Annotated in this window: 11 protein-coding genes; 5 read left to right on the top strand and 6 right to left on the bottom strand. The window is 70.8% G+C overall.

The annotated features are described in order from the left end of the window. The first annotated feature begins 13 nt into the window (after positions 1–13). From fxsB to fxsT, 3 genes are all read left to right on the top strand, one after another. Positions 14–2,260 (top strand): radical SAM/SPASM protein FxsB, inactivated metallohydrolase extension form, encoded by a 2,247-nt coding sequence (gene fxsB, locus AB0E67_RS23925; protein WP_362030295.1) that lies wholly within the window; start codon positions 14–16, stop codon positions 2,258–2,260. 225 nt (positions 2,261–2,485) lie between these two features. Beyond that, positions 2,486–3,844: an FxsC protein gene (fsxC, locus tag AB0E67_RS23930; RefSeq protein ID WP_362030298.1), complete on the top strand. Its 1,359-nt coding sequence runs from the start codon at positions 2,486–2,488 to the stop codon at positions 3,842–3,844. Next, positions 3,828–7,760 (top strand): FxSxx-COOH system tetratricopeptide repeat protein, encoded by a 3,933-nt coding sequence (fxsT, locus tag AB0E67_RS23935; protein ID WP_362030301.1) that lies wholly within the window; start codon positions 3,828–3,830, stop codon positions 7,758–7,760. The genes fsxC and fxsT overlap by 17 nt, the downstream gene beginning before the upstream one ends. Positions 7,761–7,807: 47 nt before the next feature. On the opposite strand, the gene AB0E67_RS23940 is transcribed toward fxsT, so the two are convergent. The 6 genes from AB0E67_RS23940 to AB0E67_RS23965 all read right to left on the bottom strand — a co-directional run bounded on the left by AB0E67_RS23940 (position 7,808) and on the right by AB0E67_RS23965 (position 12,013). Beyond that, positions 7,808–8,683 (bottom strand): alpha/beta fold hydrolase, encoded by an 876-nt coding sequence (locus AB0E67_RS23940; protein WP_360108108.1) that lies wholly within the window; start codon positions 8,681–8,683, stop codon positions 7,808–7,810. 152 nt (positions 8,684–8,835) lie between these two features. Then, on the bottom strand, positions 8,836–9,042 hold the full coding sequence (locus AB0E67_RS23945; protein ID WP_362030304.1) for a DUF397 domain-containing protein: 207 nt from the start codon (positions 9,040–9,042) through the stop codon (positions 8,836–8,838). Positions 9,043–9,062: 20 nt separating this feature from the next. Next, positions 9,063–9,323, bottom strand: coding sequence for a DUF397 domain-containing protein (locus AB0E67_RS23950; RefSeq protein ID WP_362030307.1), 261 nt, complete (start codon positions 9,321–9,323; stop codon positions 9,063–9,065). Continuing rightward, positions 9,320–10,141 (bottom strand): helix-turn-helix transcriptional regulator, encoded by an 822-nt coding sequence (locus AB0E67_RS23955; protein ID WP_362030310.1) that lies wholly within the window; start codon positions 10,139–10,141, stop codon positions 9,320–9,322. The genes AB0E67_RS23950 and AB0E67_RS23955 overlap by 4 nt, the downstream gene beginning before the upstream one ends. A 211-nt stretch (positions 10,142–10,352) precedes the next feature. Beyond that, positions 10,353–10,868 carry a hypothetical protein gene (locus AB0E67_RS23960; RefSeq protein WP_362030313.1) on the bottom strand — a complete coding sequence of 172 codons (516 nt, stop codon included), beginning with the start codon at positions 10,866–10,868 and terminating at the stop codon, positions 10,353–10,355. Between the two features lie 104 nt (positions 10,869–10,972). Further along, complete coding sequence (locus AB0E67_RS23965) at positions 10,973–12,013, bottom strand: DUF3533 domain-containing protein (protein ID WP_360108093.1); 1,041 nt, start codon at positions 12,011–12,013, stop codon at positions 10,973–10,975. Positions 12,014–12,204: 191 nt separating this feature from the next. Here AB0E67_RS23965 and dnaE point away from each other — a divergent pair, with 191 nt between their 5' ends. Both dnaE and AB0E67_RS23975 read left to right on the top strand, forming a co-directional pair. Next, positions 12,205–15,966, top strand: coding sequence for a DNA polymerase III subunit alpha (gene dnaE / locus AB0E67_RS23970; protein ID WP_362030316.1), 3,762 nt, complete (start codon positions 12,205–12,207; stop codon positions 15,964–15,966). 17 nt (positions 15,967–15,983) lie between these two features. Then, positions 15,984–17,000 carry a hypothetical protein gene (locus tag AB0E67_RS23975; protein ID WP_362030465.1) on the top strand — a complete coding sequence of 339 codons (1,017 nt, stop codon included), beginning with the start codon at positions 15,984–15,986 and terminating at the stop codon, positions 16,998–17,000. The last annotated feature ends 175 nt before the right edge of the window (positions 17,001–17,175 follow it).

Raw genomic sequence — 17,175 nt, forward strand, 5'->3', positions numbered from 1 at the left:
CTAGACTGAGGGAATGACAGGACCCCTGGTCCCATTCCGCGAATTCGTGCTCAAAGTGCACAGCAGGTGCGATCTTGCGTGCGACCATTGCTACGTCTACGAACATGCAGATCAGAGTTGGCGTACCCGCCCCAGAACAATCTCTGACGAAGTCATCTTCCGGACAGCTCAGCGCCTGGCCGAGCATGCCTCAGCGCATGCGTTGCCCTCCGTGTCAGTGATCCTGCACGGAGGGGAGCCCCTACTGGCGGGCCCCGCCCGATTGCGCCGCGTCTGCGAAGCGCTCACCTCCGCCTTCGAGGGCGTCGCGGAACTCGACCTCCGCATCCACACCAACGGGATCCAGCTCAGCCCGCGTTATCTCGACCTCTTCGACGAGTTCGGCGTCAGGGTCGGCATCTCCCTCGACGGCGACCGCGCCGCCAACGACCGGCACCGCCGCTACGCCGACGGACGCAGCAGCCACCCCCTGGTCCTCAAGGCCGTCGAACTGCTGCGGCAGGAGCGCTACCGCCACCTCAACCTCGGCCTGCTGTGCACCGTCGACATCCGCAACGACCCGCACGCGGTCCTGGACGCGCTCGTCGAACTCGAACCGCCGCTCATCGACTTCCTGCTGCCGCATGCCACATGGGACCAGCCGCCGCTCCGCCCGGACGGATCGCCCACGGCCTACGCCGACTGGCTCCTCGCGGTATTCGACCGCTGGGAGGAGCGGGGGCGTCCGGCACCGGTGCGCATGTTCTCCTCGGTGTTCTCCACCCTGAGCGGGGGGCCCAGCCTCACCGAGTCCCTGGGGCTCGCCCCCACCGACCTCGTCGTGGTGGAGACCGACGGCCGACTGGAACAGGTCGACTCGCTCAAGAGCGCCTACGAGGGCGCGGCCGCCACCGGATTCGACGTCTTCGGCCACACCTTCGACGAGGTGGCCGCCCATCCCGGGGTACGGGCCCGCCAGCTCGGGCTGGCCGGAGTCGGCGAGACCTGCCGGCGCTGCCCGGTCGTGCGGTCGTGCGGAGGCGGTCTCTACACCCATCGCTACGATCCCGCGGGGCCGGACGGCGCCTTCGACAACCCGTCCGTGTACTGCGCCGATCTGGAAGCCCTGGTGCGCGGCATCGAGGCGCGCACGGCGGAGTCCCTCGTCGCGCCCGCGGTGACCGACACCGTCGAGCGGGCCGCCGCCCAGCAGGACCTCACCCGCACCCTCCTCGCCCGGTTGAACGCCGACATCGGGCGGCGCGGAGGCGAGGAGTGGGCGAGGGCCTGGGAGCTGGCCGCCGCCGTGGAGGAGTCCGAGGAGGGCGCCCGCGGCCTGGACGAGGTGCTGGCCCTGCCGTACACCCGTAGCTGGCTGCTCCACGCGCTGGAGCTGGTCCACGAGCGCCGCGGGGCCGTACGGGTGGCGCGACGGCTCCCGGCGTACCTCGCGTCGGCCGTCGTGCGGGGCGGACTGGATCTGCCCGTGCGGGTGAGGTTCTCGGACGGCCGTCTCTTCCTGCCCGGCCTCGGCGAGGCGCGGGTCGGGGCCGCGGGGGAGTGCGGCACGGCCCTGGTGCGGGTTACCGGGGACGGCTTCGTCGTGCGGCGCGAGGGGGCCGGTGCGGCCGGTACGGACGTCGTGCTGCTGCGGGAGGCGGCGCCCGCATGGCGGCCGCTGCGCCGGTCGGCGGCGCCCGGCCCGGTGTCCGCGTCCGTTCCCGGCCTGGTGCTCGACGACCTCGACCCGTTCCGCGACTGCTTCCCCGCCCCCGCCGCGCCCGCGCTCGACGACCGTGCCGCCGCCGCCCTGGCGGCCAGGATCGACGAGGCGTGGGCGGTGATCGGGTCGAAGGCGCCCGGACGCGTCCGGGAGATGGCGGGCTTCCTCACCACCCTCACCCCGCTGACCGGGCTGGGTCCGACGGAGTGCTCCGTCGGACGGCACGGACAGGGCGCTCTCGGGATCCCCGTGGACGGCGGCCCCGAGGAGCTGGCGTCCGGACTGCTCCGTGGTTTCCGGCGAGCCGAATTGCGGGCGCTTCGCGATGTCACGGATCTTTACGCGGCAGACGGCTCCTGGGACCATCGAATGCCCTGGCAGGAAGAGCCCGTTCCATTTTCCCGGTTGCTGTCCGACACCTATGAACGGATCGCATTGGGGGCCTTCGGGTCACGATGGCTGGAAGGCGTACCGGAGGCACTTGACACGTTGGAGGGAGCCGCCGAACTGACCGTTCACGGGAAACGGCTGTTGGATCTGATGCGAAAAGAGATCTGAGGGAATTCGAAGTCGATATTCCGTTTGGGTCGGGACGCCTGAGCAACGCCGGTACACACGGGACAAGTGGGAGAAAGGGTCGCAGATCGAATTCGATCAAGGAAAAGATCGAATGAATCCGGGAACCTATGACCGGAAACCGGCGTTGAATGACCGAACGCCATGGGGGTGGAGCAACGTCCGCTCCGGAATGATGAATTCGCTCGCATTCATCTCTCTCCTCGGATGCGGGTGCTCACACAGGACGGGGGTCGTGTGCACGCAACAACGCAACAGCGAGCGGCGGACCATCGGCCGTACTTCTTCTTGAGCTATGCCCATACACCGGGGTACGGCCGTGGAACCGACCCCGACATGTGGGTCGAGCGGCTCTTCCAGGATCTCTGCGGCCATGTGATGGCCATGACCGATCTGCCCGCCGGCGCGTCCGCCGGGTTCATCGACCGGGAGATAGGCGCCGGTGAGGGCTGGTCGGAGCGACTGGGCGAAGTCCTCGCCACCTGCCGGGTGTTCGTTCCGCTGTTCTCGCCGCGCTATTTCGCCAGCGAGATGTGCGGCAAGGAGTGGTACGCCTTCGCGCAGCGCGCCATTCACCATCGAGCGCGCTCCAACCAGCGCGCCGAAGCGATCGTCCCGGCGCTCTGGGTTCCGGTGCCGCCGAGTCAACTCCCGGGCCCTGCCGAGCGGTTGCAGTTCAACCACCGCGATTTCGGCGACCGTTACGTCAGCGACGGGCTGTACGGGCTCATCAAACTCCGGCTTTTCGCCGAGGAGTACGAGCGCGCGGTGTACGAACTCGCCAAGCGCATAGTCAACGTGGCGGACACCATTCGGCTCGGCACCGGGCGCCCCGTGGACTATCGCATGGCCCCCAGCGCCTTCGGCCCGCCCAACAGCACGGTCGCCCCCCGTCCGATGCAGGTGACCATAGCGGCGCCCACCCGGCACGACCTGCCCGAGGGGCGCAGTGCCGACTACTACGGCGACATCCCGCAGGACTGGAACCCCTACCACCCGTCCGCGGTGCGCCCCCTGGCCTATGTCGCCGAGGACCTGGTGCGTTCCCTCAACTACCAGGCCACCATCTCCTCGTTCGACGAGGAGTCCGGGCACCCGGAGGGCAAGCAGGCGCCCAGCCGGCCGGAGATCCTGCTCGTCGACCGCTGGGCCCTCCAGGACGAGGACCGGCGCAGGCGGCTCGCCGCCTTCGACGCCGAGAACCGTCCCTGGGTGACGATGGTCGTGCCGTGGAACCGGGAGGACCAGGAGAGCCGGGAGGCCGAGGCGGAACTGACCGAGAAGCTCGAACGGACCATGCCGACCAAGATGCGCCAGGGCCGGGCCTTCTGCCGGGCCGCCGCCAAGGGCGTACCCAGCATGGAGGCGTTCGGGCAGATCCTGCCGCAGGTGGTGGAGGTGGCGGCCCAGCAGTACCTGCGGCACGCGGCGGTCTACCCGCCCGCCGCCGGTGGCGGACAGACCGAACGGACACGCTTGATGGGGCCGATGGCGCAGACGAACCACATTCCCGAGACACACGACCCTGCGACGGATGCGGAGGACACGGATGACGGCCGGTCGTGACGGGCGCATCGTCACCTTCTACTCGTACAAGGGCGGCACCGGGCGCACCATGGCCCTGGCCAACACCGCCTGGATACTCGCCGCCAACGGACAACGGGTACTGGCCGTCGACTGGGACCTGGAGGCACCCGGGCTCCACCGGTTCTTCCACCCGTTCCTCGATCCCTCGACACTCGGCGCCACCACCGGCGTCATCGACCTGATCACCGAGTACGCGTGGGCCGCGACCAGTCCCGCCCAGCGTGCCGACGACTGGCACCGCGACTACGCCCGCATCCAGCCGCACGCGGTGTCCCTCGCGCCCGAGTCGCTCGGCTGGGAGTTCCCGCACGGAGGCACCCTCGACTTCGTCTCCGCGGGGCGCCAGAACCGCGAGTACTCCGCGACCGTCTCCACCTTCGACTGGGACAACTTCTACGACCGGCTCGGCGGCGGCCACTTCTTCGACGCCCTGCGCGACGACATGAAGGCCAACTACGACTACGTCCTCATCGACAGCCGGACCGGCCTCAGCGACATCGCCGACATCTGCACCGTCCACCTGCCCGACGTCCTCGTCGACTGCTTCACCCTCAGCGACCAGTCCATCGACGGCGCCGCCTCCGTCGCCCGGCAGATCTCCGAGCGCTACACCGGCCGCCCCATCGCCATCTATCCCGTACCGATGCGCATCGACGAGGGCGAGAAGGAGAAGGCCGACGCCGGACGGGCCCTGGCCCGGCTGAAGTTCGACCGGCTGCCGCGCGATCTGTCCGGGGACGAACTCACCGCCTATTGGGGCGCGGTGGAGATCCCCTACCGCCCCTACTACGCGTACGAGGAGACCCTCGCCACCTTCGGCGACGAGGCCGGCCTCACCAACTCGCTGCTCTCCGCCTTCGAACGGCTCACCGCCGTCATCACCGACCGCCGGATCACCTCTATGCCGCCGGTCGCCGAGGAGGTGCGGCTGCGCATCCGGGACGCGTTCACCCGGCGCAGGCCGGCCCTGCCCGCCGATCTCTTCCTCAACTACGTGGCGGAGAACCGGATGTGGGCCGACTGGGTCGAGTCCGTGCTCACCCGGGCCGGGTTCCGGGTCGTGCCGCGCGACGTGTCGGCCGAGCGGGAGACCCCCGAATCCGCGTACTCCGCGGAGACCGCGACCCGTACCGTCGTGCTGCTGTCCAACGCGTACCTCAAGTCGCAGCGCGCGGTGAGGTTCTGGGAGAGGACCGTGGCGGAGGACCCCGGCGGCGGCCGGCGCCAGCTGCTGTCGTTCAGGGTCGGGGACGTACGGCTGACCGCCCAGTACCTCGACCGCAACCCGGTCGACCTCTTCCGGCTGGACGAGGTGCACGCCACCGCCGCCCTGCTGCGTGCCCTGGACCGTCCGGTGCAGCTCACCGACGGGGTGGCACCCGGACCGCGCTTCCCCGGCACCGTCCCCAGGATCTGGAACGCGCCGCCGCGCAACCCCGGCTTCACCGGCCGCTCCACGGTCCTGGAGCGGATGCGCGACCAGCTCGGCGGCGGCATGGCCGTCGTCCTGCCCCAGCCGCAGACGCTGTACGGCCTCGGCGGCGTCGGCAAGACCCAGGTGGCCCTGGAGTACGTGCACCGCTTCATGGCCGACTACGACCTGGTCTGGTGGATATCGTCGGAGCAGATCGACGACGTGGTGGCCTCGCTCGCGGAGCTGGCCGTGCAGATCGGCGCCCAGGGCGGCGACGACATGGCAGCCGCCTCCCGGGAGGCGGTGGACCTGCTGCGGCGCGGTGTGCCCACCGAGCGCTGGCTGCTGGTCTTCGACAACGCCGACGACCCCGAGCGGCTCAGGCGGTACTTCCCGCAGGGCGGCTCCGGGCACATCCTGGTCACCTCGCGGAACCAGTCGTGGTCGCAGCACGGCGACGCGCTGCCCGTCGACGTGTTCCTGCGCGAGGAGTCCATCGAGCACCTCCAGCGCCGGGCGCCGGGACTGAGTGCCGAGGACGCCGACCAGGTGGCCACCGCGGTCGGTGACCTGCCGCTCGCCGTCGAGCAGGCGGCGGCGTGGATCGCCGAGACCGCCACCCCGATCGACACGTATCTGGAACAGCTGGCCCAGCAGGCCCCCGAGGTCCTGGCGCTCAACCAGCCGGACGGTTACCCGCAGCCGGTCGCCGCGACCTGGAACATCTCCATCGAACGGCTCAAGGAGCGCTCGCCCGCCGCGGTGCGGCTGCTCCAGCTCTGCGCCTTCTTCGCCCCGGAGCCGATCTCGGGCAATCTCCTCTACAGCAAGGAGATGATCGAGGCACTGAAGCCGTACGATGCCGCGCTCCAGGAGAAGCTGGTGCTGGGCCGGGTCATCCGGGAGATCGGCCGGTTCGCCCTCGCCAAGGTCGACCAGGTGTCCAACTCCATCCAGGTGCACCGTCTCGTCCAGGCCGTCATCCGGGCACAGCTCAGCGAGGAGGAGCAGCGGGACGCCCGGCACGCCGTCCACCGCATCCTCGCGGGTGCCCGGCCCGATGACGACGAACCCATCGACAACCCCTCGACCTGGCCGCAGTTCGCGACCATCTGGCCGCACCTCGCCCCCTCCGACGCCCGCAACTGCAAGGAGCCCGAAGCCCGCAGGCTGCTGATCGACCGGGTCCGCTACCTCTGGAAGCGCGGCGAATTCAGGACGGCGGGAGCGCTCTGCGAGGAGCTGCGCGCCATCTGGCAGGAGACCCTGGGCGAGCGGGACATCCAGTACCTCTACCTGTGCTTCCACCTCGCCAACATCTACCGCTCGCGCGGCCGTTACGTGGAGGCGCGGGAGCTGGACGAGATCACCCTCTCGGTGCAGCAGGAGGTCCTGGGCCCGGAGCATCCGCACACGTACATGAGCACCAGCAGCCTGGCGACGGACCTGGGCACGCTCGGCGAGTACACCAGGGCGATCGAGCTGGCGACCGAGGCCACCGAGGGGTTCAACCAGATCTTCCACGAATCGCACCCCAGGACCCTGGCGGCGGCGAACAACCTGGCGTTCACCCTGCGGTCCATCGGACAGTACGCCCGGGCCCGGGAGATCGACCAGGACGTCTTCGACCGGAGGGTCGAGGTACTGGGGGCGGAGCATCCCTACAGTCTGTCCTCGGCCATGAACCTGGCGCGTGATCTGCGCGACGTCGGGCGGTACGAGGACTCCGTCAACATCCTCAGCCGCACGTACGACAGCTACAAGGCCACGCTCGGGCGCGCCTTCCCCGGCACGCTGAGCGCGGCGAAGAGCCTGGCGGTCTCGCTGCGCAGGGCGGGCAGACTGGAGGACGCCCGCCGGCTCACGGTGGCCACCCTCGCCCGCTACCGGGCCAAGTACACGGCCGCCAACCCGGAATGGCTCGCCTGCGACCTCAACCTGGCGGCCGACCTGTACGCGGCCGGCGAGACCACCGAGGCCAGGGAGACCGCGCAGCAGGTCGTCGACCAGTACATGAAGGTGCCGGGGGAGAAGCACCCGTACACCCTGGCCGCGCTGAACAACCTCGCCGTCTATCACCTGGGGGTCGGCGCGGTGGAGGAGTCGGAGCAGGTGCTGACGCGGGTGGTCGCGGCGATGCGGGGGGTGTACGGACAGGAGCACCCCAACACCCTGTTCTGCGTCATGAACCTCGCCAACGCGACGGCCGAACAGGGCGATCTGGAGATCGTGCTGAAGACCGAGCGGAGGCTCACCGGACAGCTCAGGCAGGTCCTCGGGGCGCACCACCCGGAGACGCTGGCCATGATGTCGAACATGGCGGTCACGCTCGACGCGATGGGGCGCGCGGAAGAGGCGGCGCTCCTGCGGGCGGAGACGGGCGACGAGCTGGCCCGGCAGCTCGGCGAGGACCATCCGATGACCCGGATCGCGCGGGACGAGCGCCGGTTCGAACGCGAGCTGGAACCGATGCAGGTGTGAGCGTCGGGGGTGTCCGGCGACCGTCGGACACCCCCGGGGCTCCGCCCTCAATCCGTGACCGGCTCCAGCAGCCAGTTGAGGATCCGGGGCAGGGCGTGCAGGGCGTCGAAGTGCGCGGCGGCCGGTTCCACCACGACGGTCGAGTTCGGGATGCGCTCGGCCAGCCAGCGGGAGTGGCCCACCGGCGTGAACACGTCCTTCTCGCCATGCCACAGCATCACCGGACCGGGGATGTCGGCGGGATCGAAACCCCACGGCCGGCTGAACGCGATCGCGTCGTCGATCCATCCCCACGCCGAAGTGCGCAGCGCCTCACGGTAGTTGCGCAGCAGCATGCTGCGGACCCCGGCGTCGTTGACCACCATCCGGTCGGAGTCGGTCAACTCCCGGCGCAGGTCGTCGATGAGCCGGACCGGGTTCTTCCTGATCACCGCGGACCGTGAGATGAACGACTCCGCGAGCCCGTCGGGATCGGTCGCCGCGGTGGAGTACGCCAGCACGTTGGACGCGGCCATCCCCTCGAACCAGTCGAGCCCGTCGGCGCCCCAGGGGGCCAGCCCGACCAGCGCGGCGGTACGGGTCACCCGCTCGGGCATCAGCGCGGCACAGGCCAGCGCGTGCGGAGCGCCCCCGGACCGGCCCACCACGGCGAACCGTTCGAGCCCGAGGTGGTCCGCGATGGCCCGTACGTCCTGCACGGCATCGGCGACGCAGCGGCCCGGCAGCCGGTCCGAGCTCCCGTAGCCCGGCCGGTCGTAGGCGATCAGTTGTGTCTTGCGCTGATACAGCACCATGCCGCGCGGGGCCGGACCGAGCCTGCTGCCAGGCATCCCGTGCAGCAGGAAGACCGGTCTGCCGTGCGGATCACCCAGGCGCTCCACCATCAGATGCCGCCCGTCCTCCGCGTGCACCCGACTTCGCACTCCGTGCCTCCTCCGTGTGGTGCGGGCACGGCGTGCCCGGCTTCCCGCCCCGAATTGATGATGGCTCATCAGAGCCCTTACCGGGACGGCGTGTTGGGAAACGAGGGAAGTCTTGGGGAGCGCGTTCGCCGTATTGCCGGTGCCTCGCCGGGCTACCCGCGGGCGAACGTGACGAATGCCGCCCATTCGCCCCGTTCGATCCGGAGCACGGGTCCGGCGTCCGCCGCCTTCGAGTCCCGTACGCACACGGTGCTGTGATCGACGGCCACCTCTACGCAGTCGCCGCCGTCGGATCCGCTGTAGCTGCTCTTGAACCAGTGCAGCTCGTCAGCGTTCTCGGTTACCTGCTCCATGCTCATGTCTCTTTCGAGGGGCGCCGTCAGACAGTGGTGGCGAGGAACGCGGTCCAGGCGGTGGGTGCGACGGTGAGCATGGGGCCGCCGATGACCTTGGAGTCACGGATGTGGACGGCAGCGGGGTGGGCAGCGACCTCGACGCAATCGCCGCCTTCGCTGCCACTGTGGCTGGACTTGCGCCATTCGTAGGCGATCTCGATGCAGTTGCCGCCTTCACTGGCGCTGTAACTGGACTTGAACCAGGTGGGCGCGGTGCTGTGGTCGGGGTGTGCTGCGCGAGTCATGACTCTCCAAGCAAGTTGTCCAGGAGGCGCATGCTCTGCTCGGGAGAGAGCGCCTGAGAGCGCAGCATCCCATATTTCTGATGGAAGACACTGACCTCGTCGAGGTCGTCGACCAGGAAGCTGACGCGCTGCCCCTCGATATAGGCCATCTGATCGTGGTCGGGAGTTTCCAGCAGCACCATCGGGCCGTCCAGGGCGGCATGCACCTCGCGGTCGATCGGCATGATCTGCAGTCCCAGGAAGGGAAGTTCGGCGCATCGCCGGAGGTGCAGAAGCTGTTCGCGGAGCACATGGCGACCACCGATCGGGCGGTGCAGGATGCTCTCCTCCAGCAGGAAGTTGGCCATCGGCCTGGGCTTCCGATCGAAGATCTTCTGCCGGTCGATCCGCGCTGTGACCCGTTGTTTGATCTGTTCCTCCTCCAGTGGCGGATAGAGCGAGGCGAAGACCGCGCGTGCGTACTCCGGGGTCTGCAACTGTCCAGGGACGACCTGGTTCTGGTACGAGAGCAGCGTCACCGCGTCCTGTTCGTAGTCGATGAAGTCCTGGACGAATACCGGGAAGCGCTCCTTCTTCGGTACCTTCGCCACCCCGACCTGCAACACCCCCTTGGTTTCCAGGAGTTCGTCGAGCTGGACCGCGAAATCGGCCTGCAGTGGCCTGCGCCCCTGCTCGATCGATGCGATCGTCTCCTCGCCCACACAGCACCGATCGGCCAGCGCCGACTGCGTCAACCGTGCAGCCTTGCGGAATGTCGCCAACTGGGCGCCGATCAGATGCCAGGACGTGACCCGCTTGTTCCTCTTCGCCGCGTGCATGGACTGCCTCTCCCCGTCGTGAAACCCCAACTACCCGCCAGAAGCCGTACGTGCGGGATGTGCGGCCCCACACGCTGATCAACGCTAGTGACTTCGCGTGATACCAGTGGCGTGAATGAGACAAAATGCGCTCATCGGCCGGGTGTACGAATATCGGCGCGGAGAGGTGAGCAACGGCCCGGCCGCCGGGCCGTCCGTGGGGCGTCCGGGGTCAGGCGGTGGGCGTCGACTCCAGGTGGTACGTCGTGTCGACCCAGAAACCGTTCTTGGCCCTGGCCCTGATCTCCAGCACGTACTGTCCGGGGAGCAGGGGTGCGACGCCTCCCCAGAGGCCCCACGTGTAGCGCTGGGTCGACTCCGTCCTGAACGACGCGGTGAACTCGCGCAGCGGCAGTGGAACGCCGTTCAGCGACGCGGTGGCCTCCACGACGGCCATGGACAGGGGCACCCTGGAGTACGACCTGGGGTGCTGCATGTTGAGTACGGGGAAGAACAGCGGCCGGTCCGAGGGGACCGCGCAACGCCGCACGACGCGGCCGCCGTACGTGCCCGCCAGGAACCAGAGGTCGTCCGGCTGGTTCCAGTCGGCGTACTCGCCCGTCGTGTCCTTGACCGGGCTGCGGTCGTCGGGGGCGGACAGGGCCCACGTCCACCACCGGCCCGAGAGCTCCCCGCCCTCCGCGTCGCTCGGCCTCCATGTACCGTCCGCCGACCCCGTACCACTCATGACACACCCCTCCCACGTGCGGCCCCTTGCCCCAGGGCCTGATCCGAACAAGCGGACAGTACTCCGGGGCGCGGGCTCGGCGAGCGGCGGGCGCAGTGTGCGGATCAGTCCTCGACCACCGAGCCGAACGGCGGCGGGGCGTCGGCGATGTCCTGCGGGGTGCGGCGCATGGCGATCAGGAAGGTGACGAGGGTGCCCACCGCCGCCCAGGCGGACAGCACCAGCAGCGGCCCGGTGATCGCGTTGCCCTTGAAGTAGGCGATCGAGCGGGCCACCCAGGTACCGGCTCCGGGCGGCAGCGCGGGGCCGATCGCCCGCCAGAAGTCCGGGAGCATCGGCAGTGGGAAGGCGCCGCCGGCGCTCGGATTGCCCGCGATCACCACGATCAGGACGGCCAGGCCGATGCCGACGATGCCGGTGAGGGCCTGGAGGGCGAGGGTGAGCATGCCGACCGCGAAGACGGTCAGCGCTCCCAGCCCCGACAGGCCCCAGAAGCTTCCGGGCAGGGCGCCGAGAATCGGGCCGATGATGAGCGCGCCGCCGATTCCGCCCAGGACGGAGTAGAGCGCCATGACGCCGGTCCGGATCAGCGCGCGCCGCCGGTTGGCGGGTTTGGCGCCGGCGCTGATCGCCAGGATCGAGGCGCAGAGATAGCCGCCCACGCACCAGCCCACCACCAGGTAGAAGGACGAGATCCCGTTGAAGTCCTGGTCGGAGGCGGGGGCCAGGTCCACGGACCGCACCGTGCGCTGCTGGGCCTGCTCCACCTTGGTGAGGGTCTTGGTCAGGGTGTCGGCCATGGCGGTGCCGCCGCCGGAGGCGACGAGGACGGTGTCGGTGGTGCCGGTGGGGTCGACGATCAGGGCGCCGTCGATCTCACGGTTCATGATCCGCTCGCGGGCGGTGGCCTCGTCGGCGACCGCACGGGGGTCCAGCGGGCCGCCCGGGAGGTTCTTCAGCTCGGTCAGGAGCTGTGCGGACATCTGCTGGGGAGCGACGACCCCGAAGGGGATCTCCGTCGGCTTCGGTTTGTGCAGGGCCCCGACGTAGGAGGCGATGAACAGGAGTTGCAGTGCGAGTACACCGATGACGAGCACTGCGGCTCGTGGAGTGACGGCGTTCTTCACCTCGTCGACGAAAGTCATGTCCTCACAATCCGGGGTATCGGCTGTTAGTACAGGAAAAGTAGGCCAAACGGTTGAACGGTACACGGATGTGGGTGCGGGTGTGCCCTGTCGCCGCTCGCGTGTCCCTCGGTTGTCGTACGAATGTTCGAAAAGTGGTTTATGGTGGAGGCGAGGGGGGTGGTGAGTACGGATCGGTCCAGGAGGTGCGGATGCCCGGGTTCACGCATCTGCGTACCGTTTCCGGGTTCTCGCTGCGGTACGGGGCTTCGCACCCGGAGCGCCTGGTGGAGCGCGCCGCGGAGCGGGGGATGGGCGCGCTCGCGCTGACCGACCGCGACACGCTCGCGGGAACGGTCCGTTTCGCCAAGGCGTGCGAGCGGGCCGGGGTGCGGCCGATCTTCGGGACGGAGCTCGCGGTGGGGGCCGCGACGGGGACCGTGAGGGCGGAGCATACGAGAGAGGGCGGGGGTGCGCATCAGCTGCGGACCCCCGCCCGGGGTGGTGCCTTTGTCGACGAATCGGCCCCCCGGGTCACCTTCCTCGCCCGGGACGGCGCGCGGGGATGGGCGGAACTGTGCCGCCTCGTCACCGCCGCGCACGCCGGGGCCGGGGGCGTGTACGCCGGAGCCGGAGACGCCGCGTACGCCGCTACCGGGCCCGCTCGCGCAGGGGGTACGGGCGCCGCGCACGCCGGTACGGGACCCGCGCACATCCGTGCCGCGGGCGCCGCGCACGCCGGGGCCGGAGCTGCTTCCGGTGCGCGCGCGGGTGTGAGGACGGGCGCGAGGCCGGGGCAGCCCCTGCTCGACCGGTCCGCGCTGCCCGGCGAAGGGCTCGTCGTACTGCTCGGCCCCGCCTCCGACGTCGGCAGGGCGCTGGCCGCCGGCCGTCCGGACCGGGCCGCCGCGCTGCTCGCCGCCTGGCGGGAGCTCCACGGCGACGACCTGCGCCTCGAAGCCGTCCACCACGGGCGCGAGGGCACCGGCCCCGGATCGCTGCGGCTCGCCGCCCGTACCGTCGGCTTCGCCGCCGAGCAGGGGGTGCGGGCCGTGCTGACCAACGCCGTCCGGTACGCCGATCCCGGGCAGGGGCCGGTCGCCGACGTGCTCGACGCGGCTCGCCTGCTGGTGCCCGTCGATCCCCGCCGCGCCCCGTTGGACAGCGGCGAGCGCTGGCTGAAGGGCGCCCGCGCGATGGCCGAGGCGGCCGAACGGATCGCCTCCGCCGCCGGTCTCGGCCAGGGTGCCGGGGCGCGGCTGCTCGCGGAGACCCGGCGCACCGCCGAGGCCTGCGTCGTCGACCCCCGGAGCGACCTCGGCCTCGGCACCGTCCACTTCCCCGAACCGCACCTCGTCGGCGCCGCCCACCGCACCGCCCAGCGGGTGCTGGCCTCCCGCGCCGCCGCCGGAATGGTGCTGCGCGGCTACGACCGCAGGCGCGACTACTGGGAGCGGATGCACCGGGAACTGGACATCATCGCCCACCACGGCTTCGCCTCCTACTTCCTGACGGTCGCTCAAGTCGTCGACGACGTACGGGCGATGAATGTACGAGTGGCCGCCCGGGGATCCGGCGCGGGCTCCCTCGTCAACCATCTCCTCGGGATCGCGCACGCCGACCCGGTCGAGAACGGGCTGCTGATGGAGCGCTTCCTCTCCAAGCGCCGCGCCGTGCTGCCCGACATCGACATCGACGTCGAGTCCGCCCGCCGGCTCGACGTGTACCGCGCGATCATCGGACGCTTCGGCGCCGAACGGGTCGCGACCGTCGCCATGCCCGAGACCTACCGGGTGCGCCACGCCATCCGGGACGTCGGCGCCGCGCTCTCCATGGATCCGGCCGAGACCGACCGGCTCGCCAAGGCGTTCCCGCACATCCGGGCCCGTGACGCCCGCGCGGCCATGGCGGAACTGCCCGAACTGCGCGACGTGGCACGGGAGAAGGGCCGCCACGGTCGGCTCTGGGAACTGGTCGAGGCGCTGGACTCCCTGCCCCGCGGCATCGCCATGCATCCGTGCGGGGTGCTCCTCTCGGACGCCTCCCTGCCGCACCGGGTGCCCGTCGTGCCCACGAGCGGGGAGCACTTCCCGATGGCGCAGTTCGACAAGGAGGACGTGGAGGACCTGGGGCTGCTCAAACTCGACGTCCTGGGCGTGCGGATGCAGTCGGCGATGGCGCACGCGGTCGCCGAGGTCGAGCGGGCCTCTGGTCGGGCCGTGGACCTGGACGCCCTGCCGCCGGGCGATCCGGAGACGTACCGGCTGATCAGGAGCGCCGAGACGCTGGGCTGCTTCCAGATCGAGTCGCCGGGCCAGCGCGATCTCGTCGGTCGGCTCCAGCCCACCGGCTTCCACGACCTGGTGGTCGACATCTCGCTGTTCCGGCCCGGTCCGGTCGCCGCCGACATGGTGCGGCCGTTCATCGAGGCACGGCACGGCCGGGCGCCCGCCCGTTACCCGCACCCCGATCTGGAGCGGCCGCTGCGCGAGACGTACGGAGTGGTCGTCTTCCACGAGCAGGTCATCGAGATGCTCGACATCATGACCGGCTGCGGACGGGACGAGGCCGACCGGGTGCGGCGCGGACTGTCCGACCCCGACTCGCAGGACCGGATCAGGGTGTGGTTCGCGCAGCGGGCGGCGGAACGGAAGTACGACATCGAGGTGATCGCCCGCACCTGGGAGATCATCGAGGCATTCGGCAGTTACGGCTTCTGCAAGGCGCACGCGGTCGCCTTCGCCGTACCGACGTACCAGTCGGCGTGGCTCAAGGCGCACCACCCGGCGGCCTTCTACGCCGGGCTGCTCACCCATGACCCGGGGATGTACCCGAAGCGGCTGCTGCTCGCGGACGCGCGGCGGCGCGGAGTGCCGGTGCTGGGACTGGACGTGAACCGCTCGGCGGCCACCCATCGAATCGAACTGGTGTCTGACGGTGGGGCAGCGGTCCCGTCCGGGAACGGGGCCGGGGTCTCCGGGGAGGGCCCCGGGGTCTGGGGGGTGCGGCTCGCGCTCTCGGACGTCCATGGCATCAGCAGGGCCGAGGTCGCCCGGATCGAGGCCGGACAGCCCTATACCTCGTTGCTGGACTTCTGGCAGCGGGCCAGGCCGACCAGGCCGGTCGCCGAACGGCTGGCCCAGGTGGGCGCGTTGGACGCGTTCGGCGCCAACCGGCGCGATCTGCTGCTGCACCTGTCCGAACTGCGCCACGTCCGGCGGGGCGCCGGTTCCGGCGGTGCCGGTGCCGGTGAGCAGCTCCCGCTCGGAGGCGGCCACCGGACCGGTCCGATCGGGCTGCCCGACCTCAACGAGGCCGAACGCCTCAGCGCCGAGCTGGGCATCCTGAGCATGGACGTCTCCCACCACCTGATGGAGGATCACCACGCTTTCCTGAAGGAGCTCGGGGCGGTCTCCGCCAAGCGGCTGCGCGAGGCGCGGCACGGGCAGACCGTGCTGGTCGCCGGGGCCAAGGCGGCCACCCAGACCCCGCCGGTCCGCTCCGGCCGCCGGGTCGTCTTCACCACCCTGGACGACGGCACCGGCCTGGTCGACCTGGCCTTCTTCGACGACAGCCACGCGGCCTGCGCGCACACCGTCTTCCACTCCTGGTTGCTGCTGGTGCGCGGCGTGGTGCAGCGGCGCGGACCGCGGAGCCTGAGCGTGGTCGGTTCGGCCGCCTGGAACCTGGCCGAACTGGCCGAACTGCGGCGCACCGGCGGGCTCGACGCGGTCGCCGCCCGACTGGCGGAGAAGCCCGGAACCGAGGAATCCCCGGACCGGAAGCCCTCGGCCGGCGTCGGCTCCTCGTCCGGAGGGCCCGCTGCCGACACCCACGCGCCCGACGGCGAGGGCCGCCGCGTCCGGCTGCCGACGGGGTACGAGATGAACCCCTGGTCGGACCTCCAGCCGCCCGGCGAGGGCGTCGCCACCGGCAGAAAGCTGTGGCACCAGAGCCCGGGGAGCGCGGGATGAGCGGCATCGAACGGGACATGCCGGGAGTGCCGGGGGCCGGGGTGCCGGGCATCCTGTACCTGCGGTTCCGCATGGTCGGCGGCGGCCCCCCGGACGCCGTCCGTTACGAGGAACTGCTCGCCCTGCTCGGTACGTTCACCCCGGTGGTCGAGGCGGTCCGGCCCGACGGGGCGCTCGCCGATGTGCGCGGCGCACTGCGGTACTTCGGCCAGGACGCGAGGGGGCTGGCCTCGGTGATCCGGGTCCGGGCGCTCGCCCTGCACGGCGTGGACTGCGCGATCGGGGCGGGGGAGAACCCGATGCTGGCCCGGGCGGCGGCCCGCCGGGCGGCCCCCGGAACGACCTTCGTGGTGCCCCGGGGCGGGGGAGCGGGGTTCCTCGCCGCCGAGCCGGCCACGGCGCTGGACGGAGTCGGGGCGGCGACGGCCCGCACCCTGCGCGGCTACGGGCTCGACTCCGTCGGCCGGATCGCGGCGACCCCGCTCGGCACCCTGCAACGGATCACCGGCGCACGGACCGGGCGGGACCTGTGGGAGCGGTCGCGCGGCATCGACCGCACGGTGGTCGCACCGGGCGCCCCCGCCCGGTCGGTCACCGCCGAACGCACCTTCCCGCTCGATGAGTTGGACCAGGAGCGGCAGCGCCGCGCGATCCTGTCGCTCACCGAGGAACTGGGCGCCCGGATGCGCGCGGACGGGCAGGTGTGCCGAGGGCTCACGGTCCTCGTGCGCCACGCCTCCCGGACCGGGTACGCCACGCTGAGCCGTACCCGTACGCTTCCGGAACCCACCGCCCACTCCGCGGCGCTCACCGATCTCGCGTACCGGATCCACGACTCGTTCGGACTGCAACGAGCCCGGGTCCGGGGGATCGCGCTGCGCGCGGAGGGCCTGATGGACGCCGAACGGGCCGCGCACCAGCTGTCGTTCGACCCGGCGGACGAACGGGCGCGCCGGATCGAGGCGGTGGCGGACCGGCTGCGGGACAAGTACGGCCCGCGGGCCGTGATGCCGGGACGCCTCGCGGACGGCTGATCCCCGCGCGGCCCGACGGCTCCCGCGCGGCCCGCCGCCCCCGTGCTGTCCGCAGGCCTCCGTGCGCTGTCCACAAGGGCCCGTGTCGCCCGTGTCGCCCGTGCCGTCCGTCGATTGCCGCATCGCTGCCCACGGGTCGTGCCGCTCCGTCATATTGGTGAACCATCAGTTTTTC

Source organism: Streptomyces sp. NPDC032161 (genome assembly GCF_040636995.1).
In the GTDB taxonomy this organism is placed as follows: Bacteria; Actinomycetota; Actinomycetes; order Streptomycetales; family Streptomycetaceae; genus Streptomyces.

What these genes read in the sequence shown, in the direction of transcription:
- fxsB (WP_362030295.1), top strand. Translation starts at nt 14, where the DNA reads ATGACAGGACCCCTGGTCCCATTCCGCGAATTCGTGCTCAAAGTGCAC.
- fsxC (WP_362030298.1), top strand. Translation starts at nt 2,486, where the DNA reads ATGCGGGTGCTCACACAGGACGGGGGTCGTGTGCACGCAACAACGCAA.
- fxsT (WP_362030301.1), top strand. Translation starts at nt 3,828, where the DNA reads ATGACGGCCGGTCGTGACGGGCGCATCGTCACCTTCTACTCGTACAAG.
- AB0E67_RS23945 (WP_362030304.1), bottom strand. Translation starts at nt 9,042, where the DNA reads ATGAGCATGGAGCAGGTAACCGAGAACGCTGACGAGCTGCACTGGTTC.
- AB0E67_RS23950 (WP_362030307.1), bottom strand. Translation starts at nt 9,323, where the DNA reads ATGACTCGCGCAGCACACCCCGACCACAGCACCGCGCCCACCTGGTTC.
- AB0E67_RS23955 (WP_362030310.1), bottom strand. Translation starts at nt 10,141, where the DNA reads ATGCACGCGGCGAAGAGGAACAAGCGGGTCACGTCCTGGCATCTGATC.
- AB0E67_RS23960 (WP_362030313.1), bottom strand. Translation starts at nt 10,868, where the DNA reads ATGAGTGGTACGGGGTCGGCGGACGGTACATGGAGGCCGAGCGACGCG.
- AB0E67_RS23965 (WP_360108093.1), bottom strand. Translation starts at nt 12,013, where the DNA reads ATGACTTTCGTCGACGAGGTGAAGAACGCCGTCACTCCACGAGCCGCA.
- dnaE (WP_362030316.1), top strand. Translation starts at nt 12,205, where the DNA reads ATGCCCGGGTTCACGCATCTGCGTACCGTTTCCGGGTTCTCGCTGCGG.
- AB0E67_RS23975 (WP_362030465.1), top strand. Translation starts at nt 15,984, where the DNA reads ATGCCGGGAGTGCCGGGGGCCGGGGTGCCGGGCATCCTGTACCTGCGG.